Annotated in this window: 17 protein-coding genes; 10 read left to right on the top strand and 7 right to left on the bottom strand. The window is 64.6% G+C overall.

Annotated elements, in window-relative coordinates; translation table 11 throughout:
* Positions 1–223: 223 nt before the first annotated feature.
* From L867_RS27800 to L867_RS0109600, 3 genes are all read left to right on the top strand, one after another.
* Positions 224–1,831 carry a hypothetical protein gene (locus L867_RS27800; RefSeq protein WP_051438900.1) on the top strand — a complete coding sequence of 536 codons (1,608 nt, stop codon included), beginning with the start codon at positions 224–226 and terminating at the stop codon, positions 1,829–1,831.
* Between the two features lie 313 nt (positions 1,832–2,144).
* On the top strand, positions 2,145–2,462 hold the full coding sequence (locus L867_RS0109605; RefSeq protein ID WP_028736685.1) for an antibiotic biosynthesis monooxygenase family protein: 318 nt from the start codon (positions 2,145–2,147) through the stop codon (positions 2,460–2,462).
* 205 nt (positions 2,463–2,667) lie between these two features.
* Positions 2,668–3,534, top strand: coding sequence for a hypothetical protein (locus L867_RS0109600; RefSeq protein ID WP_146086567.1), 867 nt, complete (start codon positions 2,668–2,670; stop codon positions 3,532–3,534).
* A gap of 129 nt (positions 3,535–3,663) precedes the next feature.
* On the opposite strand, the gene lysS is transcribed toward L867_RS0109600, so the two are convergent.
* The 5 genes from lysS to L867_RS0109575 form a co-directional block, all read right to left on the bottom strand.
* Positions 3,664–5,163 (bottom strand): lysine--tRNA ligase, encoded by a 1,500-nt coding sequence (gene lysS / locus L867_RS0109595; protein ID WP_028736683.1) that lies wholly within the window; start codon positions 5,161–5,163, stop codon positions 3,664–3,666.
* A gap of 247 nt (positions 5,164–5,410) precedes the next feature.
* Positions 5,411–6,868 carry a glutamate--tRNA ligase gene (gltX, locus tag L867_RS0109590; RefSeq protein WP_028736682.1) on the bottom strand — a complete coding sequence of 486 codons (1,458 nt, stop codon included), beginning with the start codon at positions 6,866–6,868 and terminating at the stop codon, positions 5,411–5,413.
* 531 nt (positions 6,869–7,399) lie between these two features.
* Positions 7,400–9,175 carry an SLC13 family permease gene (locus L867_RS0109585; RefSeq protein ID WP_028736681.1) on the bottom strand — a complete coding sequence of 592 codons (1,776 nt, stop codon included), beginning with the start codon at positions 9,173–9,175 and terminating at the stop codon, positions 7,400–7,402.
* Positions 9,176–9,343: 168 nt separating this feature from the next.
* Positions 9,344–10,102 carry a TerC family protein gene (locus tag L867_RS0109580; RefSeq protein WP_028736680.1) on the bottom strand — a complete coding sequence of 253 codons (759 nt, stop codon included), beginning with the start codon at positions 10,100–10,102 and terminating at the stop codon, positions 9,344–9,346.
* A gap of 127 nt (positions 10,103–10,229) precedes the next feature.
* Positions 10,230–10,931, bottom strand: coding sequence for a TetR/AcrR family transcriptional regulator (locus tag L867_RS0109575; RefSeq protein ID WP_051438899.1), 702 nt, complete (start codon positions 10,929–10,931; stop codon positions 10,230–10,232).
* 143 nt (positions 10,932–11,074) lie between these two features.
* On the opposite strand from L867_RS0109575, the gene L867_RS0109570 reads away from it, so the two are divergent.
* The 5 genes from L867_RS0109570 (at position 11,075) to xylA (ending at position 18,145) form a co-directional block, all read left to right on the top strand.
* Positions 11,075–12,286 carry an HlyD family secretion protein gene (locus L867_RS0109570; RefSeq protein ID WP_028736678.1) on the top strand — a complete coding sequence of 404 codons (1,212 nt, stop codon included), beginning with the start codon at positions 11,075–11,077 and terminating at the stop codon, positions 12,284–12,286.
* Positions 12,287–12,311: 25 nt separating this feature from the next.
* Entirely contained in the window at positions 12,312–13,901 is a 1,590-nt protein-coding gene (locus L867_RS0109565; RefSeq protein ID WP_028736677.1) for a DHA2 family efflux MFS transporter permease subunit, read from the top strand.
* Positions 13,902–14,068: 167 nt separating this feature from the next.
* Entirely contained in the window at positions 14,069–15,094 is a 1,026-nt protein-coding gene (locus tag L867_RS0109560) for a LacI family DNA-binding transcriptional regulator (RefSeq protein WP_028736676.1), read from the top strand.
* A 25-nt stretch (positions 15,095–15,119) separates the two neighbouring features.
* Positions 15,120–16,571, top strand: coding sequence for a xylulokinase (xylB, locus tag L867_RS0109555; RefSeq protein WP_028736675.1), 1,452 nt, complete (start codon positions 15,120–15,122; stop codon positions 16,569–16,571).
* A gap of 263 nt (positions 16,572–16,834) precedes the next feature.
* A complete protein-coding gene (gene xylA / locus L867_RS0109550) occupies positions 16,835–18,145 on the top strand; it encodes a xylose isomerase (RefSeq protein WP_028736674.1) in 1,311 nt (436 codons plus the stop codon).
* Between the two features lie 62 nt (positions 18,146–18,207).
* Here the strand turns inward: xylA and L867_RS0109545 are convergent, their stop codons facing one another.
* Both L867_RS0109545 and L867_RS0109540 read right to left on the bottom strand, forming a co-directional pair.
* Entirely contained in the window at positions 18,208–18,642 is a 435-nt protein-coding gene (locus L867_RS0109545; protein ID WP_051438898.1) for a GNAT family N-acetyltransferase, read from the bottom strand.
* 85 nt (positions 18,643–18,727) lie between these two features.
* Positions 18,728–19,750 carry a LacI family DNA-binding transcriptional regulator gene (locus tag L867_RS0109540; RefSeq protein ID WP_028736672.1) on the bottom strand — a complete coding sequence of 341 codons (1,023 nt, stop codon included), beginning with the start codon at positions 19,748–19,750 and terminating at the stop codon, positions 18,728–18,730.
* Positions 19,751–19,929: 179 nt separating this feature from the next.
* Between L867_RS0109540 and L867_RS0109535 the strand changes: the two genes are divergently transcribed.
* Together L867_RS0109535 and L867_RS0109530 are read left to right on the top strand one after the other, a co-directional pair.
* Positions 19,930–21,456, top strand: a complete 1,527-nt coding sequence (locus tag L867_RS0109535) for a sugar ABC transporter ATP-binding protein (RefSeq protein ID WP_028736671.1) — start codon at positions 19,930–19,932, stop codon at positions 21,454–21,456.
* Between the two features lie 106 nt (positions 21,457–21,562).
* The gene (locus L867_RS0109530) at positions 21,563–22,573 is read left to right on the top strand and encodes an ABC transporter permease (RefSeq protein ID WP_028736670.1); all 1,011 of its coding nucleotides are present in this window, start codon (positions 21,563–21,565) and stop codon (positions 22,571–22,573) included.
* Positions 22,574–22,628 lie beyond the last annotated feature (55 nt).

The following is a 22,628-nucleotide window of genomic DNA, read 5'->3' as shown; positions in this document are numbered from 1 at the left end:
CTTGCGAATAATTCTCATTAAAAGCTAAGGCGGAAAATCCGATTGTCAATGGTTTTTGCGAATGGCTCGCAAAAAGACCAAAATCGCCGGAATTGGCGGCAAACCGGGCGATGTACAGCGGATTGTCGCGACTGGATTAAACCTTCATCAAGACCGTTGTGGCAAGTATCGACGTCAGTATTGCGTGTTGAGGCGGGGCGGGATTGATGTCGGAGTTCATGGCGTGAAGGGTCTTTTCAGCAAGATCCGGATCTCTCGCAAGATCGTCCTCGCCTTTGGCGGTGTGCTTGTCCTGTGCGGCGCGACCGGTGCCGCAGCCGTGTTCATCGGCACCGACGCCATCCTCGGCCCGTCCTATGCGGACCTGAACGGCCTCGAATGCACCGAGGTCAAGACCGTCACGATCAAGAAGAAGGACCGCTTCTGGGTCCGCAAATACATCACCACGGATGAGCCTGGCGACGGCATGACGCGCGTCAAGACCGCGCTTCGCGTGGCGGGTGCCGTCTACGAGCGCGAAAAGCCGGACCTCGTGCAGGTGGTCGTGCTGGACAAGAACGGGCCGAGCGACCGTTCGGCGATGCGCGGCCGCGCTGTCGGCGCCGATGTCGTCTACATTGCCGATCCGAGCCGCGTGCCGGAAGAGGCGAACGGCCAGGTGTTTACCGCGCGTTATGTCGACAAGCCGGCGAATGCCGACGGGCTGTTCTACGGCGAGAAGATCGCCCTTCCCGAGGCGGACATCGAGACGCTGGTCGCCCGGCTCGACGACAAGACCGATTGCATCAAGCCCGAAGTGGTCGTTCCCGAGGGGCATGGCGCGCCTGCCGAACACGGGGCGCCTGCCGAGCACGGTGCGCCGGCCGGCCATGGCGAAGCAGCCCCTGCCGACGGTCATGGCGAGGCAGCGCCCGCCGATGGTCACGGAGCGGAAGCCCCGGCCGCCGAGCATGGTGCGGAAGCCGCGACCGATGCACATGGCGCGGCAGCGCCCGAGCAGGGGGCCACGGAAAGCAAGGGCTGGCTCGATTCGATCACCGGAATGGTGTTCGGCTCGGATGAGAAAGCGCCGGCTGAAGACGGCCAAGGTGCGGATGCCGGCCACGATGCTACGGCGCCTGTCGATGGCCATGATGCGGCTCCGGCAGACCATGCGGTCGCGCCGACCGACGGCCACGCAGAAGCCCCCGCCGATGATCACGCGGCTGTCCCCGCCGCCGAACCGGCGAGTGCTCATGACGCAGCCCCCGCGGATGCCCATTCTGCTGCGCCGGTCGAAGCCGACGCGCACGCTGCGGATGCCGGCCATGCCGCCGAAGCGGCTCCCGCCCACGAAATGCCGGCTGGCGAAGGCGCTCAGGACGAGGCTGTGGCCCCGCCTGCCGCCGAGGCCGACGCCCATGCCAAGGGGGCCGAACCGGCCCCAGCACCGGCCGAGAGCGGCGGCTGGTTCTCGTCGCTGAAGGGCATGGTGCTTGGTGGCGATGAAGAAGCGCCCGCACCTGCGACGTCGGGCGACGCCGCTGCCAGCCACGAAGCCGCACCGGCCGAAACGGCTGCGCCGGAAGAGGCGGCTGCACCTGCGGAGCATGACGCCGCACCGGCCGAAGATGCTGCGGCTGCAGAACCCGAGGCCGCCCCTGAACCTGCGGCGGAAGGCAAGGCGAAAGCCGCCGGCGCCGCGTGGCTGGAGAAGCTGAGATCCCAGCCGCTGGAGGGCGCGAGTGCTGCGCCGGCCGCCGGCGAGATGCCGGCCGAGGATTCCGACATCCTGCCGCCGAAGGCGAGCGCCAAGGCCGACGCCGAAAAGCACGCCGAGGCAACCCACTGAGGCGTGCCCTGGTCGAGGGCCGGCATCAGGGCCGGTATTCCGGCAAATGCCCGACACGGGTCTGACATTGCGATCGCTCGGCCCGGCCCGGCATGCGATCTTGCCGCTCCGGGCGTCATTCGCTAGGCTGGACCGGTCGAAAAGGACCCAGGACGGCAATGGTAAGCCCGTTCTCTTCTCATGGAAGGCTCCGTACCGCCCCTTCGGCGGACCCGCGGCAAGCAACCGGCGCGAAGGCTGGCGGCTTGACGCGTGCCTGAACTTGTTCGCGTCCTGACGCCGGCCGCCGCGCCTCCAACCCTGGAGAACGCACATGCCCATCATCCTTGCGAATACCGCTATCGTTACGCAGATCAATGTCTTTACGGTCCCGCCAGGCGGCCAGGACGCGATGATCGCCTTTCTCGCCGAGACGGCGAAGGTCGCCCGCGAGGAGCCCGGATGGATTTCGGCCAGTCTTCACCGATGTCTCGATGGCACACGGGTCGTCAATTACGCCCAGACGGAGAACATGGACGCAGCCCGGCGGGTCATCGACCGGCTGAATGCCCGGGGGCTGATCGCGGAGAACAAGAAATACGGTGTGGCCAGCCCCGGCCTCTACGAAGTGGTCTTCACCCTCGAACGGTAGGACGGCTCCCGGCGCCCACGGCTGCGCCGTGCCAGCGACTTGTCGCCGTCGGGGCGGTCGATTCCGCCCCGGTCCCTGCCGGCCCCGCAGGTCGGCAGTCGCGCATAACTCTTTGCAGCCTCTCATAGTTCTTTGCCCTCTTCGCCGTGTTGGCGCGAAAGTCACGGGTCGCTATGACAGGCGGATGCGATTGCCGGAGGTTGCCGTGCGCCTTGCCCTTGCCTTGTCGAGCCTGTTTCTGACGTTCCCCGCCATGGCCTGCGCGCAGGATCCGTTTGCCGGCAATCCGCGCGGCAGGCTCGATGTCAGCATCGAACTTTCCGGCAGGAATCGCGTCGATCTTCCCAACGGTGTGGAATGGGCGGCCATCGACGCCCGGCGGACGCTGGAAATCGCGTTTGCCGTCGTCGATGTCGGCAATAACGGCTTGCCGATCGTCTCCGGGAGCAAGGCCGGCGCCGCCCTGCCGCCGGCAATGGAGGATCTGAAGGCGAAGATCGATGCCTGCGGCCAAGACCAGCAATGCCTGACCCGCACGATGATGGAATTCGCCAAGACCGGCGGTGGCAATCCGTTCCAGCAGATGACGGGCCAGCAGCCCGGCCGCTACGGCAATTTTGCCGGCGATCGCGCCGGCACCTGCGCCGCCGGTACGCTGGTCGTCGAGGATGTGCTGAGCGGCGTCTATATCCCGCCGCCGGAGCCGGCCCGCGCCTACCGTTTCACCCGCAATGGCAGCCTGACGCTGCCCAAGGACGATTTCGGCCTGATGGACGCCGCCTGCGCCGTCGAACTCACCCTCGACCGGCAGACAGGCCATATGAGCCTGCGGCTTCCCGCCGCCAAGCTCGCGGTTCCGGTGACGCTGGGACCCGGCGCCTTCACCGACGAGCGGGCCGTGCCGCTCATCGAGGGCAAGCAGGTCATCGAACTCTTCGACCAGCCCGCAGGGCGGGACGGAGCCTGGACCGGCGTCGCCGAGGTCGCGGTCGCAGGCTCGGCCTCGCACAATTCCGGCCAGGTCGTCGCGCCTCTCAAGGCGCGTGTGGCGTGGACGTTTTCCGAGGAGTGAGCAGGCGGTGATTGGCGCCCTTGCCCTGTCCTTCGGCCATCGCGAGGTCGTCCCGGTTCCCGGCGCCAGAAACAACAAAGGCAACCCGCGAGGGTTGCCTTTGTTGTTTCGTCCCATTGCTGCGCCGGCTCAATCGCCCTTGTGGCGGCGGGCCGGGAAGAGGATGACGTCGCGGATCGACGGCGCGTTGGTCAGCACCATGATCAGGCGGTCGACGCCGATGCCGAGGCCACCGGCCGGCGGCATGCCCTGGTCCATGGCATCGAGGAAGTCCTCGTCGAGGGCCTTCTCCTTTTCGCCGCGGGCATGGGCCTGCGTCAGCTGCTCGACCATGCGGGCGCGCTGCTCTTCCGGATCGTTGAGTTCGGAGAAGGCGTTGCCGAGTTCCCAGCCGTTGACATAGGTCTCGAAGCGCTCGACGAGACGCGGCTCGCCCGGCACTTCCTTGGCGAAGGGCGAGATGTCCTTCGGGAAGTGGATGACGTGGGCCGGCTGGATCAGGTCGCCCTCGACGGTTTCCTCGAAGACGAAGGCGAGGCATTCGCCCCAGGTCGAATCCTTCTCGACTTCGAAGCCTGCGTGACGGGCGGCGGCGCGCGCCTCCTCGTCGGTCTGGATGGCGAGGAAGTCGATGCCGGTCTTTTCCTTGACGGCGCCGGGCATGGAGATGCGGCGGAAGGGGCCCTTGAAGGACAGAACCTTGTCGCCATAGGGCACTTCCGTGGTGCCGTGGATGGTCGTCGCCAGTTCCGAGAACATGCGCTCGACGAGGTCCATGATGTCCTCGTAGTCGGCATAGGCCCAGTAGCACTCCATCATGGTGAATTCCGGATTGTGCCGGGTGGAGACGCCTTCGTTGCGGAAGTTGCGGTTGATCTCGAAAACCTTGTCCGACAGGCCCGATACCAGGGTGCGCTTGAGATAGAGTTCCGGCGCGATACGCAGGAACATGTCCATCTTCAGCGTGTTGTGGTGGGTCTTGAAGGGCTCGGCGGTGGCGCCGCCGTAGATCGTCTGCAGCATGGGCGTCTCGACTTCCATGAAGCCGTCGTTCTCCATGAAGCGGCGCACGCCGGAGATGATCTTCGAGCGCTGCTGGAAGCGCAGCTTGGATTCCTCGTTGGTCAGGAGGTCGAGATGGCGCTTGCGGTAGCGCGTCTCGATGTCGGCGAGGCCGTGATACTTTTCCGGCATCGGCAGCAGCGACTTGGTGAGCATGGTGATCTCATGCGCATTGATCGTCAGTTCGCCGCGCTTGGTACGACGCACCGCACCGGTGACGCCGATGATGTCGCCGAGGTCGATCATCGGCAGAAGCGCACGGGCTTCCTCCGGGGTCGTGTCCTTGTGAGAGAAGATCTGGATCTTGCCCGAGGCGTCGTGGATGTCCATGAACATGCCGGAATTGCGCGACGAGTAGACACGGCCGGCGACGGTGACGATGTCGCCGGATTCGGTGTCCAGCTCCAGGTCGGCATATTTCTCGGCAAGCTCCGCATTGGTGATGGTGCGGTGGAAGTGCGCCGGATAGACGTCGCCGATCTGCTGGCGCAGGAGGGCGAGCTTCTGGGCGCGGACTTCGGTCACGTCGGAGGAGAGGGCGGGTGCTGCGGTCTTCTGTTCGGTCATCGTGTTTCGCCTTCAGCGGCTGTTTTCGTTTCCGTCACCCCCCTCTGCCCTGCCGGGCATCTCCCCCACAAGGGGGGAGATCGGATGGGGGACGCTTGTCGTTCCACCTCTGATGTCAGAACCGGCGGTCAACGAGGGCTTGGGGCAACAGGCCGGCCACTCGCTGATCTCCCCCCTTGTGGGGGAGATGCCCGGCAGGGCAGAGGGGGGTAGCTCAATGCGCCGCCGGTCGAGCGACGCTGAATCGTCAGTTCGCAGCCCCGACCATTCCGGTCAGCACCTGGCTCGCAACCTTCAGGCGCTGGCGCACGACCGAGCGGCCGAGCAGCGCCATCGAATCGAACAGCGGCAGCGAGCGCGCCGAGCCGGACATGGCGACGAAGAGCGGCGGGGTGACCACGCGCAGCTTCTTGCCGAGGCGGTCGGCGATGTCGCGCAGTTCCTGCTCGATCGTCTCGACATTCCATTCGAGGATCTTTTCGAGATCGAAGGCCACCGTGTTGACGATTTCCAGCGTCTCGGCCGGCGATGTCTTGAGACCAGCAAACGAGGCAGGCGTCAGGCCGACATCGCTGGCGAGCAGGAAGCCGGAAAGCTGCGGCAGTTCGCCGAGCTTGGAAATACGGCTCTGGGCCAGCTTCAGGCCTTCCGTCAGCCGATCGTTTTCCGAGGCCCAGCCGAAGACGCGGGACAGGAAGTCGTCGGACGACAGTTTTTCGCGGATCCAGCGGCCGTTCAGCCAGTCTAGCTTCTGCACGTCGAAGATCGCACCGGCCTTGTTGAGGTGGTCGGGGTCGAACTTCTCCGCCAGCTCGTCCATGGCCAGCAGTTCCTCGCCTTCGGCGATCTGGATGAAGAACAGGCCGAGGAAGTTCATCAGGGCTTCCGGCAGGTAGCCGAGGGCCGAGTAGTAGGAGATCGAGGTCGGGTTCTTGCGCTTCGACAGCTTGGACTTGTCGGCATTGCGCATCAGCGACAGGTGCATGAACTTCGGCGGCTCGAGGCCGAGGTATTTGTAGATCAGGATGTGCTTCGGCACCGAGGCCAGCCACTCCTCGCCGCGCGCGACGTGGGTGATCTTCATCAGGTGGTCGTCGACGACGTTGGCCATGTGATAGGTCGGCATGCCGTCGGCCTTCAGGAGGACCTGCATGTCGACGCTTTCCCACGGAATGGACACGTCGCCATAGACGCCGTCGTGGAAATCGCAGGAGCCTTCTGTCGGGACCTTCAGGCGCACGACCGACGGTTCACCGGATTCCATGCGCTCGGTGACTTCCTCGGCCTTGAGGTTGAGGCAGTGGCCGTCATAGCCCGGGGGCTTGCCGGCGGCACGCTGGGCGTCGCGCATCATTTCCAGACGCTCGGGCGTGCAGAAACAGCGGAAGGCGTGTCCGTCGCGAACCATCTGTTCGACGAAGGGACGGTAGATGTCCTTGCGCTCGGACTGGCGGTAGGGGCCGTAGGGGCCGCCGACATCGGGGCCTTCCGACCAGCTGAGGCCGGTCCATTTCAGCGCATCCAGAACCTTCTGCTCGAACTCGGCCGTGGAGCGCGTCGCATCGGTGTCCTCGATGCGCAGAATGAACTCGCCGCCGTGTTTCTTGGCGAAGAGGTAATTGAACAGCGCGATATAGGCGGTGCCGACATGGGGCTCGCCGGTCGGGGAGGGTGCGATGCGGACGCGGACGCCGGAAGTGCTCATGGAATCTTGCTCGTGGTGACGTGCGGGGTGATCGCGCGGTGGCCGCAGGATCAGCGAAAAAATGGAAAACAATCGGGCGGAGAGACGAGAAAAGGCCCTATTAACACGCCCATGCTGTCAATTCCGTCGGCTGGCCTTAGGCCATATTCAGCCGCAGGCGTCAAGGAAAACTGCTGGCGCAGCGGGCATGGCAGCCTTGCTCCAATGGAAGTTCAAAGAAAAATTGCGAGGTCCGGGAACCAAAGACTGCTGGAGGCGTTTTTCCACCAGAGCGCAGGCCGTGCCAATCGGACGCGACGGGAAATGGGGAATACGGAGATTTTTCCGGTTTCTCTCCGTAGCCAACGAAATGGCAGACGAGCCCCTTACCCGTTCGGCCCGCGTTCATTCCTAGTCCCCGCCCCAAGGAAAGCCTGCATCCCGCCGATGCAGGCTTTCTTTGTCCGGAGCCCACGAACAATTCGCCGGTCCGAAACGCAAGATGGCCCGGTTTCCACCTGGCCTGTCATTTTGTCGGTATTGGCGGTTTGCCTACTGTACGGGCCAGACCAGCAGAAGCATGGGGATGGACACCACGACGATGATGATCGACAGCGGCAGGCCAAGGCGCGGATAGTCGCTGAAGCGATAGCCGCCCGGGCCCATGACCAGCGTGTTGCACTGGTGGCCGATCGGGGTGAGGAAGTCCGAGCCGGCGCCGATCGCCACCGCCATCAGGAAGGCGTCCGGCTTGTAGCCGAGGCCGGCGGCGAAGCTCGCGGCGATCGGTGCCATGACCAGCACGGTGGCGGCATTGTTGAGGAACGGCGTGACCGCCATGGCCGTGACGAGGATCAGGGTGAGCGCGCCATAGGCGGGCAGCCCGTTAGCCGCCGTCCCGAGCCAGCCGGCGATCACTTCGCTGGCGCCTGTGGTGCGCAGCGTGTCGCTGACCGGGATCAGGGCGGCGAGCATGACGAGGATCGGCCCGTCCACCGCGCGATAGATCTCGCTGAGCGGGATGACCTTGAAGATGACCATGGCGAGTGCCGCGGCGAAGAAGGCAATGGGCACTGGAGCAAAGCCGAGCGCGGTGGCGCCCATGGCGGCAACCAGGATGCCCAGCGGCACGATGGCGCTACGGCTGGTGCCGAGCAGGATTTCGCGTTCGGCGAGCGGCAGGCAGCCCAGTTCGAGCAGCAGACCCGGCAGGGCCTGGCGCTGGCCCTGCAGCACCACGACGTCGCCGGAACGGAGCGTCAGCTCGCCCAAACGTTCGCGGATGCGCTTGCCCTTGCGGCTGACGGCGAGAAGATTGACGCCATAGGTGTTGTAGAGCGACAGCTCGCGGGCGGACAGGCCGATCAGGGCGGAGTCGCGGCTGATGACCGCCTCGATCGCGGCGATCTCGCCGCTGGCTTTGGTCTCGCTCTTTCCGATCGGTTTGCCGGACAGCGATAGCTTGGCCTGCGAGACGATCCGGTCCAGCGGCTCGGATGCGCCCTCCAGCAGGACCGCGTCGTTCTCCTTCAGCACGATGTCGGGAAAGGGCGAAATGCGGGTGTGGCCGCGCAGGATCGCCGTGGCGATGACTTCGCCCGGCGCGATCGCCAGAAGCTGGTTGAGGGACTTGCCGAGGAAGGGCGACTGCTTGCCGACGGTCGCCTCGGTGGAGAAGGTCGAGCTTTCCAGCGCTTCCTGGACGGAGGGGGTCTGGTTCTCGCGCTTCGGTACCAGCCAGTAGAAGAACATCAGGAAGATGGTGCCGGCAAGCGCGAGCGCCGCGCCGACGGGGGTGAAGTCGAACATGGTGAAGGCTTCGCCGGTGATCTCGGCGCGCAGGCGTGACACGACGATGTTCGGCGAGGTGCCGATCTGCGTCATCAGGCCGCCCAGCAGCGCGCCGAAGGCCATCGGCATCAAGAAGGCCGAGACCGGCGTGCCGGAGCGCCGGGCAAACTGAAAGGCAACCGGCATCATGATCGCCAGCGCGCCGATGTTCTTGATGAAGGCCGACAGGATCGTCACCGTCACGACGAGAAGCAGCATCTGGCCGCGGATCGAGGTGAGCGAGGGGAAGAATTTCTTGATGGCGAAATCGACGATGCCGGATCGCGCGACACCCGCGCTGACCACGAGCGCGCTGCCGACGATGATGACGATGTCGTCGCTGAAGCCGGAGAAGGCCTCTGCGGCGGGAACCAGACCAAGGGCGACGGCGGCGATCAGGGTGACGCAGGCAACCACGTCATAGCGTAGACGGTCCCAGAGAAAGGCGGCCATCATCGCGCCTATGACAGCGAAGGCAAGGATTTGCTCGGTGGTCATGGGACTCCGGATATGTTGTGTCGAGGAGATATAGAGGGCAGGCAGTCGCTATCAATGCCGCCGAATTGGCTTTGTTCCTCGCGCGAGAGCATCCCGCCAAAATAAAGAGGGCCCGCGACGCGGTCGCGGGCCTGTCGGTTGCGTGCCGTTTCGGCGAAGGTCGCCGGCTCAGTGCAGCTTGGTCTTCGATGCCTTGTCCGCCTGCCGCTTGCGGCGGGCGAACATGTTCAGCACCTCGACGAGACCGGAGAAGGCCATGGCGGCGTAGACATAGCCCTTCGGCACATGGAAGCCCATGCCGTCGGCGATCAGGGTCATGCCGATCATCAGCAGGAAGCCGAGCGCCAGCATGACGATGGTCGGGTTCTTCTCGATGAAGTTGGCAAGCGGTGTCGCGGCGACGAGCATGACGGCCACGGCGATGATGACGGCGGCGATCATGATAGGCAGGTGTTCGGTCATGCCGACGGCGGTGATGATGCTGTCGACCGAGAAGACCAGGTCGAGCAGCAGGATCTGGCCGATGGCCGCGGCCAGCGTGCCCGACTTCGAGGAGGCGATGAAATCCTCGTCGTGGTCGACCGGATCGACGCTGTGGTGGATTTCCTTGGTCGCCTTCCAGACGAGGAACAGGCCGCCGGCGATCAGGATCAGGTCCTTCCACGAGAAGCCGTGGCCGAAGGCTTCGAACAGCGGTGTGGTCAGCTTGACGATATAGGCAACGGTGCCGAGCAGGGCGAGGCGCATGACGAGCGCCAGGCCGATGCCGATGCGCCGAGCGCTTTCGCGCTGTTCTGCCGGGAGCTTGTTGGTCAGGATGGAAATGAAGACGAGGTTGTCGATGCCGAGGACGACTTCCATCACGACGAGGGTGACGAGGGCGATCCAGGCGGCGGGATCCTGAAGGAGGACGAGGATTTCCTGCATGAGCTCTTTCCGGTTTGCAGTGGCGGGTCGCTGCAACAAATGGAGCAAGGCCCTCGCAAGGGCAAGGGCCGGCGCAAAGAGCGGGTCAAAAAGATTGCCCGGCCGGCTCAGCCGGGCCCGGAGCAGGTCAGCCGGGCTTCGAGCAGGATCGCGTCCCGTAGGCACACAGAAAGACGCGCACGGCGCTCTCGACCACCCGCTCGACCTCCTCGCGTGTCGGGTCGCGCCGCATTTCGCCGAACAGGCGCTGCTTGAAATAGGTGCCGGTGGACAGGTCGATGAACTGGCGGGCAGCGAGATCGGGATCCTCGGTCTTCAGCGCGCCCTCCTCGATCTGCCGGCGGATGAAGTCCTCCAGCACGCTGCGGGCGTTGGCCGGGGCGTTGGACAGGAAGCGATGGCAGAGCCCGGGCATGCGGTCGACCACGCCGAGCACTGTGCGCATCGCGGGTATCATGTCGGTGGAGACGATCTGGTTGATGAAGACGGCCGCAAAGCGGCGCAGGCCCTGCTCGGCATCCTTGCTCTCGGCGAGAACGTCGCGCAGCGCTTCGGTGAAGCGGCCCTTTTCCCGTTCGATCAGGGCGGCGAACAGGTCTTCCTTGCTCTGGAAATAGACGTAGATGGTGCCCTTCGAGACGCCGGCCTCGCGGGTCACGTCGTTCATGCTGGCCGCGTCGAAGCCCATCTTCATGAAGACCTGCTTGGCGCCGTCGAGAATCTGGCCGCGTTTGACCGGGTCCGCGCCGGCCGGAAAGCGGCTGGGGACGACCGGGTAGGGGAAGTCGGTCGTGGTGATTTCCTCGACCTTTTTGGACTTGCGGGTCATGAACTATCCGAAAATTAACTGCATCCCGTCAGATAGGAAAGGTACTGACTTTCTGCCTCTTGATATGAGTTAGAAAAGCCTTTATGTCAATCGAACCGAACGGTTCAGTTCGATTTCCTTTTTCGCCAGCGAATGGTTTGATCATGTCAGGATCCCCGAGGACGAGTGCCGTCCGCTCCGTCAATGCCGCCGATGCGCAGCCCGCCGACACCGACGCCACAATCCTCGAGGCACGCCCCGGCGTGACGGCGGAACAGCAGGCTGCCCCGGCCGCCCTCGCGGAACCGGTTGCAGCCAAGAAGCGCCGCAGCCTGGTGCTGCCGGTCATCCTGGCTGCGCTCTTCGCCGGCGCAGCCTGGTACGGCTATGGCTGGTGGACCGAAGGCCGGTTCATGGTCTCGACGGAAGACGCCTATATCGAGGGCGACATCGCGATCATCTCGCCCAAGGTTTCCGGCTATGTGAAGGCGGTCGACGTGCAGAACAACCAGCGCGTAAAGGCCGGCGATCCGCTGGTGACGCTGGACGATGGTGATTACCGGATCGCCGCCGAGCAGGCCCAGGCACAGATCGCCGTGCAGCGCCTGACGCTCGCGCGGATCGATGCCCAGATCAAGGGTGGGGACGCGTCGCTGGCCCAGGCCGTGGCGCAGAAGCAGTCGGCGCAGGCCACGCTCAGTCTTGCCGAGCTTTCGCTGAAGCGCGTCAGCGGCCTGCAGGAACAGAAGGTGGTTTCCACCGCCGATCTCGACAGCGCTAAAACGCAACTCGAGCAGGCCAAGGCGAGCCTTGCCGCCGCCGACGCCAACATTGCCGCCGCCGAAGCCAGCATCTCCGTGCTGAAGGCGCAGCGCGCGGAAGCCGATGCCGGCATGCGTTCGGCCGATCTGGCGCTGGAAAAGGCAGAGCGCGACCTCGCCTTCACCGTGCTCAAGGCACCCTATGACGGCATTGTCGGCAACCTTTCGGTGCAGACGGGCGATCTGGTTTCGACGGGCAAGCGCCTTGCCGCGCTCGTTCCCGTCCAGCAGCTCTATATCGAGGCCAATTTCAAGGAAACGCAGATCGCCAAGCTCGTTCCGGGCTCCAAGGTCGCGATCCATGTCGATGCCTATGGCGACGAGGCGATCGAGGGCACGGTAACGTCGATCGCCCCGGCTTCGGGCTCGGTCTTCTCCATGCTGCCGGCGGAAAACGCCACGGGCAATTTCACCAAGGTGGTGCAGCGGGTTCCCGTCCGTATCGAGATTCCGCAGGACGTGCTCGATTCGGGCCATCTGCGCGCGGGCTTGAGCGTCGTGGTCGATGTCGATACGCGCACGGCGCCCGAAGGTGCCGCGCTCGCGGCGAAGTAACGCGGACCGCAGGGGACCCGAGACAATGGCGACAGCGGGAACGACAGGGGCAAGTGCCATGGCGCTGCCCGCGGCCGACGAGCGCATGGATCCGAAGCGCGTCATCGCTTTCTTTGCGATGGTTTTCGGCATGTTCATGTCGATCCTCGACATCCAGATCGTCTCGGCCTCGCTCGCCGAGATCCAGGCCGGCCTCGGCGCCGGCTCCGACGAGATCGCCTGGGTGCAGACCTCCTATCTGATCGCCGAAGTCATCATGATTCCGCTGTCGGGCGCGCTGGCGCGCATCCTGTCGACGCGTATCCTGTTTTCCTTCTCGGCCGCCGGCTTCACCCTTGCCAGCGCGCTTGCCGCGACCGCGACCAATATCGACCAGATGATCATCTACCGGGCGATCCAGGGCTTCATCGGCGGCGGCATGATCCCGTCGGTATTCGCCGCCGCCTTCACCATCTTCCCGCCGTCCAAGCGCAACATCGTCTCGCCGATCGTCGGTCTGGTCGCGACGCTTGCGCCGACCATCGGCCCGACCATCGGCGGTTACATCAGTCATGCCATGTCCTGGCACTGGCTGTTCCTCGTCAACGTGGTGCCCGGCATCATCGTCACCGCCGTGACCTTCAGCCTGATCGACTTCGACAAGCCGGACTTCAAGCTTCTGAAGAAGTTCGACTGGTGGGGGCTGTTCTGGATGGCGCTCTTCCTCGGCACGATGGAATTCGTGCTGGAAGAAGGCAACAACAAGGACTGGTTCAACGACGAACACATCGTCATGGGCACCGTGGCCATGGTGATGGGTGGGTTCTTCTTCTTCCACCGGGTGTTCAGGGTCGAGTTCCCGGTCGTCGACCTCAGAGCGTTTTCCAACGCCAACTTCGCCTTCGGCTCGCTGTTCTCCTTCGTCATGGGCGTGGGTCTCTACGGGCTCACCTATCTCTACCCGGTCTATCTCGGCCGCATCCGAGGCTACGACTCGATGATGATCGGTGAGACCATGTTCGTCTCGGGCGCGGCGATGTTCCTCACCGCGCCGGTGGCGGGTGCGCTTTCGAGCAAGCTCGACCCGCGGGTGATGATGATGATCGGTTTTGCCGGTTTTGCTGCTGGCACCTACACGATGACCTACATGACAGCCGATTGGGACTTCTACGAACTGCTGCTGCCGCAGATCCTGCGCGGCTGCTCGCTGATGTTGTGCATGGTGCCGATCAACAACATCGCGCTCGGTACGCTGCCGCCGGACCGCATGAAGAACGCCTCGGGCCTGTTCAACCTGACGCGCAATCTCGGCGGCGCCGTCGGGCTCGCCGTCATCAATACCATGCTGACCCAGCGTTCGGACGAGCACTATGCCCGGCTTTCCGAACATGCCGACTGGGGCAATCGCGCCGCCCTCGACTGGCTGGCGAGCGTCGGTGCCAATTACGACTCCTATGGCTTCGACGGCACGGCGGTCGCGATCAAGAAGCTCTCCGGCGTGATCACCCAGCAATCCTGGCTGCTGTCCTTCATCGACGTCTTCATGGGCCTGACCGCACTGTTCTTCGCGCTGGTCTTCCTGACGCTTCTGATCAAGAAGCCCAGCGCGCCGGCGCCGGCCGGCTCCGGCCATTAAGCTCAGCCGCAGGGCGTCCCTTTCGAAATCCACCGCAGCGCCAAGAACCGTCTTCCCAACAGGAAGACGGTTCTTTTCGTCGGGCGTCGAAGAAAATATGAGGTACGTACATCAGAAAGTGATTTACGTACCTCGGAACCTGCGCTAGGAGTCCGCTCGGAGGAAACATGAAGCCGACAGTCCACGACATCGCATCTGCCGCAGGCGTGAGCCTCGCCACCGTCGACCGCGTGTTGAACCGGCGGCCGGGGGTCAGCGCGCGTACCCGCGACAAGGTGGAGGCTGCCGTCGCTACGCTCGGTTTCGTAAGGGATGTGGCAGCGGCCAATCTCGCCAAGGGGCGTGTCTATCCGCTGACCTTCATCCTGCCCGCCAACGACAATTCCTTCATGCGCGAGCTTGAAGCGGCGGTGCACGATGCCGTGGCGCGCTCGCCCTCGGAGCGGACCGACATCCGCATCCTCAAGGTGCCGCCCTTCGATGCGGCGGCGCTTGTCGCGGTGCTCGACGCGCTTGTGGACGAACAACCGGCCGGCGTGGCGTTCGTCGCCGTCGATGCGCCCGAAGTGGCGGCCGCCGTCGATCGGCTGGTCGAGGTGGGCATTCCGGTCGTGACGCTGGTTTCCGACCTGCCGGCTTCGCGACGCGTCCACTATGCCGGCATCGACAACCTGGCGGCGGGCCGCACGGCGGCGAGCCTGCTCGGACGTTTCGTCGGCGACCGGCGCGGCTCGCTCGCCGTGCTGGCCGGCTCGATGCTGGTGCGCGACCATCGCGAGCGCCTGGAGGGTTTTCGTTCGGTCATGGCCGCCGACTATCCGCATCTTTCGCTGCTGGAGGTCATCGAAGGACGCGACGATCCGACGCTGGTCGAGCGCCGGCTCACCGATCTCTTTCGTCAACGCGGCGACATTCTCGGCATCTACAGCCTCGGCGCCGGCAATCGCGGTCTGGTCGCGGCACTGGGCAAGGCCAGGTTCGACCGGCGGCCGGCCGTGATCGCCCATGAGCTGACCGGCACGACGCGTGGCGCACTCAACGACGGGCTTGTCGACGCTGTGCTCAACCAGGATGCCGGCCACGAGGTCCGCAGCGCCATCCGGGTGCTGAAGGCCAAGGCCGACGGCCTGCCGCTGCTGGCGGCGCAGGAGCGCATCCGTATCGACATATTCTTGAAGGACAACCTGCCGTGAAGGGCGGGGCATAGGGAGAGACGACATGTATCTGGGGCTCGATCTTGGCACCTCGGGTGTGAAGGCCATGCTGATCGACGACGACCAGCGGGTGGTGGGTGTCGCCAATGCGGCGCTCGACGTATCGCGTCCGCATCCCGGCTGGTCGGAGCAGGATCCGCTCGACTGGATCCGTGCGGCGCGGGAGGCGGTTTCCGGTCTCAAGGCCGCCCATGGCAAGGATTTGGCCGCCGTCAAGGGCATCGGTCTCTCCGGTCATATGCATGGCGCAACGCTGATCGATTCCGCCGACCAGGTGCTTCGCCCTTGCATCCTGTGGAACGACACGCGCAGCCATGTCGAAGCGGCCGCGCTCGATGCTGATCCGCGCTTCCGCGCCATCACCGGCAACATCGTCTTTCCCGGCTTCACCGCGCCGAAACTCGCCTGGGTGGCGAAGAACGAGCCGGACGTCTTTGCCCGGGTTGCCAAGGTCCTGCTGCCGAAGGATTTCCTGCGTCTTTGGCTGACTGGCGAATATCTCTCCGACATGTCGGATTCGGCCGGAACCGCCTGGCTCGATACGGGCGCGCGCCGCTGGTCCGCGGAGCTGCTGGAGACGACCGGGCTTTCGGAGCGGCAGATGCCGGGGCTGGTCGAGGGTACCGATCCGGCCGGCACGCTGCGCGATCAGCTGGCCGCCGAATGGGGCATGGCGAGCGGCGTGACCATTGCCGGCGGGGCAGGGGACAATGCGGCGTCGGCCTGCGGCATGGGCACGGTTGCCGAGGGACAGGCCTTCGTCTCGCTCGGAACTTCGGGCGTTCTCTTCGCCGCCAACGGCTCCTATCTGCCGAAGCCGGAGAGTGCCGTGCATGCCTTTTGCCACGCGCTGCCGAATACCTGGCATCAGATGGGCGTCATTCTCTCGGCGACCGACGCGCTGAATTGGCTGAGCGGCATCACCGGCAAGGCGGCCGGAGAATTGACCGGCGAGCTTGGCAACGATCTGAACGCGCCGGGCAGCGTCACCTTCCTGCCCTATCTCTCCGGCGAACGCACCCCGCACAACGACGCGAAGATCCGCGGCGCCGTCATCGGCCTTGGCCATGAGAGTTCGCGCGCGGTGCTGACGCAGGCCGTGCTCGAGGGCGTTACCTTCGCCATCCGCGACAATCTCGAGGCGCTGAAGTCGGCGGGCACCCAGATCTCCCGGGTGACGGCGATCGGCGGCGGCTCGCGCTCGCGCTACTGGCTGGCCTCGATCGCAACCGCGCTCGGGCTTCCGGTCGACATTCCGGCCGACGGCGATTTCGGCGCGGCCTTCGGTGCGGCACGGCTCGGGCTGATCGCAGCGACAGGGGCGGACCCGCTTTCCGTCTGCACGGCGCCGACGACGGCCGAGACGATCCAACCCGTCACGGCGCTCACCGGTGCCTACGAGGAGGCCTACGGGCGCTACCGGTCGCTTTATCCGGCGATCCGCGGGCTCGGCTAGGAACAGATATGTCTCGATTGCGACACCCCCCTCTGTCCTGCCGGACATCTCCCCCTCAAGGGGGGAGATCGGCAAGCCGCAGGCTCACCATCCCTGTTGGCAGGCATGCAGACAGCGCCGTCGGCGCCTTCAGGCAGGGGGCGGGCCGCATCCAATCTCCCCCCTTGAGGGGGAGATGTCCGGCAGGACAGAGGGGGGTACGCACCTGTGCGACCAGCCATTTTTATCCGTCAAAATCTCAATAACAGGTGGAGGAATTACCCATGACGACAGGCTTCTTCGGCGATATCGCCAAAGTGAAATATGAAGGCCCGGAAAGCACCAATCCGCTCGCCTTCCGCCATTACAATCCCGACGAAGTGGTGCTCGGCAAGCGTCTGGAAGACCATCTGCGCTTCGCCGTCGCCTACTGGCACACCTTCACCTGGCCGGGCGGCGATCCGTTCGGCGGGCAGACTTTTGAACGTCCGTGGTTCTCCGACACGATGGAAGCGGCGAAGATGAAGGCCGACGTCGCCTTCGAATTCTACCAGCTGCTCGGCGTACCCTATTACTGCTTCCATGACGCCGACGTGCGGCCGGAGGGGGCGAACTTCGCCGAGAACACCAGGAACCTCAACGAGATCGTCGACTATTTCGAGAAGAAGCAGGCCGAAACGGGCGTCAAGCTCCTCTGGGGCACGGCGAACCTGTTCTCCAACCGCCGCTTCATGTCGGGGGCTGCCACCAATCCCGACCCGGACGTCTTCGCCTTCTCGGCGGCGACCGTGAAGACCTGCATGGACGCCACCCAGCGTCTGGGCGGCGAGAACTATGTGCTGTGGGGCGGGCGCGAGGGCTACGAGACCCTGCTCAACACCGACCTGAAACGCGAGCTGAGCCAGCTCGGCCGCTTCCTCAACCTCGTCGTCGAGTACAAGCACAAGACCGGCTTCAAGGGCACGATCCTGATCGAGCCGAAGCCGCAGGAGCCGACCAAGCACCAGTACGACTACGACGTCGCGACGGTCTACGCCTTCCTGCAGAAGAACGGGCTGGAGAATGAGGTCAAGGTCAATATCGAGCAGGGCCACGCGATCCTGGCCGGCCATTCCTTCGAGCACGAAATCGCCATGGCGAACGCGTTCGGCATTTTCGGCTCGATCGACATGAACCGTAACGACTACCAGTCGGGCTGGGATACCGACCAGTTCCCCAACAACGTGCCGGAAATGGCGCTGGCCTATTACCACGTCCTGTCGGGCGGCGGTTTCCAGACCGGCGGTACCAATTTCGACGCCAAGCTGCGCCGCCAGTCGCTCGATCCGGCCGACCTGCTCTACGGCCATATCGGCGGCATGGACTGCTGCGCCCGTGGCCTGAAGGCGGCGGCGAAGATGATCGAGGACGGCGCGCTGTCGAAGCCGCTGGAAGCGCGCTACGCCAATTGGGACAGCCCCGAGGCACAGCGCATGCTGCGCGGCGAGCTGTCGCTGGAAGCGATCGCGAAAATGGTCGAGGACGGCAACGTCAATCCCGAGCCGAAGTCGGGTCGGCAGGAGTATCTGGAAAACGTGGTGAACCGCTACGTCTAAGAGCGACAGGCCCTCTCTCCGCTTGCGGGGAGAGGGCTCACGTCAGAAACGGACCGCGCATTTCAGCCCAGAGAGTAGCGCTTGGATATGGTTGCCTTGCCTTCCCGATAGTCGCGAAAGCCCATTGCCTGGTAGTAGGCCTGGCCGCCCTTGTTTTCCCGCCGGATCGTCGCATCGATGAAGACGGCGCCCGCCGCCTTCGCCGACTTGGCCGTTTCGGCGAACAGCGAACGCCCTATGCCCATCTTGTGCGCGTGGGGATCCACGTAGGTCGCGATGATCGCCCAGTCGGCCGGCAGCGGATCTTCGCCGGGCCACTCGGGGTCGGCCCATTCGAGCGACTGGAAACCCTCGATCTTCGAACCGTTCACGGCGACGAAGCAGCTGATGGCGAGCCGAGGTGCGATGAAGGTATCGACGATGCCGGCCTCGTCGAAAGGCTCGGCATGGGCCGTGGTTCCTCCGATCGCAATGATTTCATTGAGAAGTTTGGCCATCGCACCCGCATCCTGTGGCGTGGCTGGCCGGATCTCCAATGACATTGAACTTTCCTCTTCTTCGATTGTCCATCCGACCCGGGCGCTATCGTCTTACCGTAGGTCCGGTCACGGAACCGCGTACAATGAGATCGGGCATCAGCAGGATTTCCCGGCGCTCTGTCGGGCGTTCGGCCAGTTGCGCCAGTAAAAGCGCCATGGCCTGTTTGCCGATTGCGGTGCGGGGCTGGCGGATGGTGGTGAGCGCCGGACTGAGATAGGTCGCCTGCGGCACGTCGTCGAAGCCAATGACGGAAAAATCCTTCGGCAGGTCGTAGCCGCGCGCATTCAGTCCGTTGATCACGCCGATGGCGGTGGCGTCGTTGACGCACATGAAGGCGGTCGGCAGCGTGTCGCGCATGAAGAGCTGTTCGACCGCCAGGCGGCCGCTCTCGATCGTGCCTTCGCCTTCGATCACGATGCGGTTTTCCGGCGCGATGCGGGCCGCGTCCAGCGCCAGATCATAGCCCTGGCGGCGGCGCTTGTGGCCGAGGCGGGTCCGGCTGTCGCCGATGAAGGCGATGCGGCGGTGCCCGGCCGAGAGCAGGTGTTCGGCGGCCTTCCGGGCGCCGGCGACATCGTCGACGCCGACATAGGATATCTTCGAGCCGAAAACGGGTTCGAACACGGCGACCGTGGGCGGCAGCCGGGTGCCGGCCACCTGATGGCCGAAGGGTTCATGGCCGGTGAACAGCACGAGGCCGGTCGCCTGGCCGGAGCTCAGGAACTTCAGATATTCGAGGCCGCGCTCGGGGTCGTTCTGGGTGTGGCCGATGAGAACGCCGTAACCATGGGCGCGCGCCTCGTTCTCCAGCCCGATCAGGGTGGAGGAGAAGTTCGGGTCGCCGATGTCCGGCGCAAGGATGAGGATCATGTTCGACCGGCCCATGCGCAGCGAGCGTGCCATGGCATTGGTCGTATAACCGGTGATCGCGATTGCCTGGTTCACCCGCTGGCGCGTCGACTTGGCGACCTTGTCGGGCGTGTGGATCGCACGGCTCACCGTCGCGATCGACACCTCCGCCAGGCGCGCAACATCCTCGATCGTCGCTGGTGCTGAATTCTGCACGCGGACACCATCCCCCTATCCTTCTGGAATCGCTGGAGAGACTATCTTTTGTGTTGCGACTGCGAAAGCTGAGGACGTCGCATTTGTCCCCATGATGCGAGGATGTAAACCTTTACATCGGCGATGTAAAGGTTTACACAAAATGCCAGGAGCGGTTGAGGAGCCGCGGGGAGGCTTGCATGACATCAGTTGGGGACTCTGCGCGCGCACCCGTGCTTGCGGCGGAGCGGATCTCGAAATCTTTCGGCGACGTCCAGGTGCTGTTCAGCGTGGATTTCGACGTGCTTCCGGGCGAGGTGCATGCGCTGATGGGCGAGAACGGCGCGGGCAAGTCCACGCTGGTCAAGATCCTGTCGGGCTTCGAGCAGGCCAGCTCCGGCACCATCCTGCTCGACGGCGAGCCGGTCATCCTGCCGCCCAACGGCGCGGCCGAGGCGCTCGGCATTGTGCTCATTCACCAGGAATTCAACCTCGCTGACCACCTGACTGTCACCGAAAGCCTCTTTCTCGGCCGCGAGGTCACCCGTTTCGGCATGCTCGACCGCAAGCACATGCGGGCGGAGACGCGCCGCGTGCTCGACCAGCTCGGCTCGCGGATCGACGAGAATGCGCTGATCAGCTCGCTCGCCGTGGCCGACAAGCAGATGGTGGAGATCGCCAAGGCGATCAGCCGCCGGGCGCGCATCGTGTTCATGGATGAGCCGACGGCCGTGCTGTCGCGCGAGGAAACCGAGGTGCTGTTCGACCAGGTGCGCAAGCTGCGCGCGCGGGGCACGAGTTTCGTCTTCGTGTCGCACAAGCTGGACGAGGTGATGGAACTGACCGACCGGGTAACCGTACTGCGCGATGGACAGTGGGTGAAGACCGCGCCGACCTCTGCGCTCGACGGCGAGGCGATCGCCCAGCTGATGGTCGGGCGCGAGCTGTCGAGCCTTTATCCCAACAAGCACGAGCCGGATGTCGACGAAGAGGTCGTGCTGTCGGTCAATGGGCTCTCCACCGGCTTCGTCAGGAATGCGAGCTTCGAGCTGAGGCGCGGCGAGGTGCTGGGCTTTTCCGGCCTGATCGGGTCGGGGCGCACGGAACTGATGGAGGCGGTCGCTGGCCTGCGTCCACGGCTGTCGGGCGAAGTGTGGCTGAAGGGTGCCGTGCTCGAACCGCAGGATTTCCGCGAGGCGAACCGCCGCGGGCTCGCCTATATGACCAAGGACCGCAAGGGCAAGGGGCTGCTGCTCGGCGAGGGGATGACGGCCAACCTGACGCTGCAATCCATGGAGCGGCATCTCAGGCACATCTATCTCGATCCGGCCAGCGAAGCCAAGGCCATGGCCCGGGCCAAGCGCCGCTTCGACATCCGGGTGCGCGACGACAAGATCAAGGTCGGCCGCATGTCGGGCGGCAACCAGCAGAAGCTGCTGCTCGCCAAGATCATGGAGATCGAGCCGCAGGTGATCGTCATCGACGAGCCGACGCGCGGCATCGATGTCGGCACCAAACAGCAGATCTACCATTTCATCGCAGCACTTGCCCGCGAGGGCCGCTCGATCATCGTCATCTCCTCGGAGATGCCGGAAGTGATCGGGCTCTGCACCCGCGTCGCCGTCATGCGTGAAGGGCGCATGGTCGGCATGCTGGAAGGCGAGGAAATCAACGAGCAGACCATCATGCGCTACGCCGCGGGCCTGAAACGGCAGATGGCGAGCTGACAGAAGGTTTCTGCGAGAAGGCCCGGCGGCAAGACCGGGTTAGGACAAGAGACATGGGACGGCGCAGCCGCCGACTTGGGCAGGCTGCCGGAGGAGACAAGAGACAATGACGACCGAGACCGAGAGCGCAACCGACATCCGTGGCCGCCGCACCTGGCGGGACGTGGACTTGAGAGCGGTCGCGCCCTTTGCCGCCCTGCTCCTGCTTTTGATCATCGGGGCGATGGTCAATCCGAATTTCATCGGCCTCACCAACCTCGCCAATGTCGCCACCCGCTCGGCCTTCATCGCCATCATCGCGGTCGGCGCGACCTTCGTCATCTCGTCCGGCGACCTCGATCTCTCCGTCGGCTCGATGGTGGCCTTCGTCGCCAGTCTGATGATCCTGTTCATGAATTCCGGCGTGATCGCCGATCCCGGCATGATGATCGCCGCCGCCATGATTCTGACCGTCGTCATCGGATCGCTGTGCGGGCTGGTGAACGGCCTGATCACCACGGTCGGCAAGATCGAGCCCTTCATCGCGACGCTCGGCACGATGGGGATCTACCGCGGTCTGACGACCTGGCTCAGCCAAGGCGGGGCGATCACGCTGCGTGATCCGGCCCAGCAGGAAATGTATCGGCCGGTCTATTTCGGCTCGATCCTAGGGCTGCCGGTGCCGATCTTCATCATTCTCGTCGTGACGGCGATCGCCGCCTTCGTGCTCTACCGCATGCGCTTCGGACGGCATGTCGTCGCCGTCGGGTCCAATCGCGACGTCGCGCGCTATTCCGGCATCGCGGTCGACCGGGTGCGGACCATCGCATTCATCATCCAGGGGCTCTGCGTGGCCATCGCCGTGCTGCTCTACGTGCCGCGCCTCGGTTCGACGTCCGCGACCACCGGCATCCTGTGGGAATTGCAGGCGATCACTGCGGTCGTCGTCGGCGGCACGGCGCTGAAGGGTGGCGCCGGCCGCGTCTGGGGCACGATCTGTGGCGCCTTCATCCTGGAGCTCGTCGGCAACATCATGCTGCTCTCCAACTTCATCTCGGAATACCTGATCGGCGCCATCCAGGGCACGATCATCATCATCGCGATGCTCGTCCAGCGGTCGCTGGCGCGCAAGGCGTGAACCGCGGCCGGGCAGGAGGGTCGCCCGGTCCGTGCACCATTGAGACCCTGGCATC

Origin of the sequence: Paenirhizobium selenitireducens ATCC BAA-1503 (assembly GCF_000518785.1) — a bacterium.
GTDB classification, from domain to species: domain Bacteria; phylum Pseudomonadota; class Alphaproteobacteria; order Rhizobiales; family Rhizobiaceae; genus Allorhizobium; species Allorhizobium selenitireducens.
This window is presented reverse-complemented; position numbering and strand designations above follow the sequence as displayed.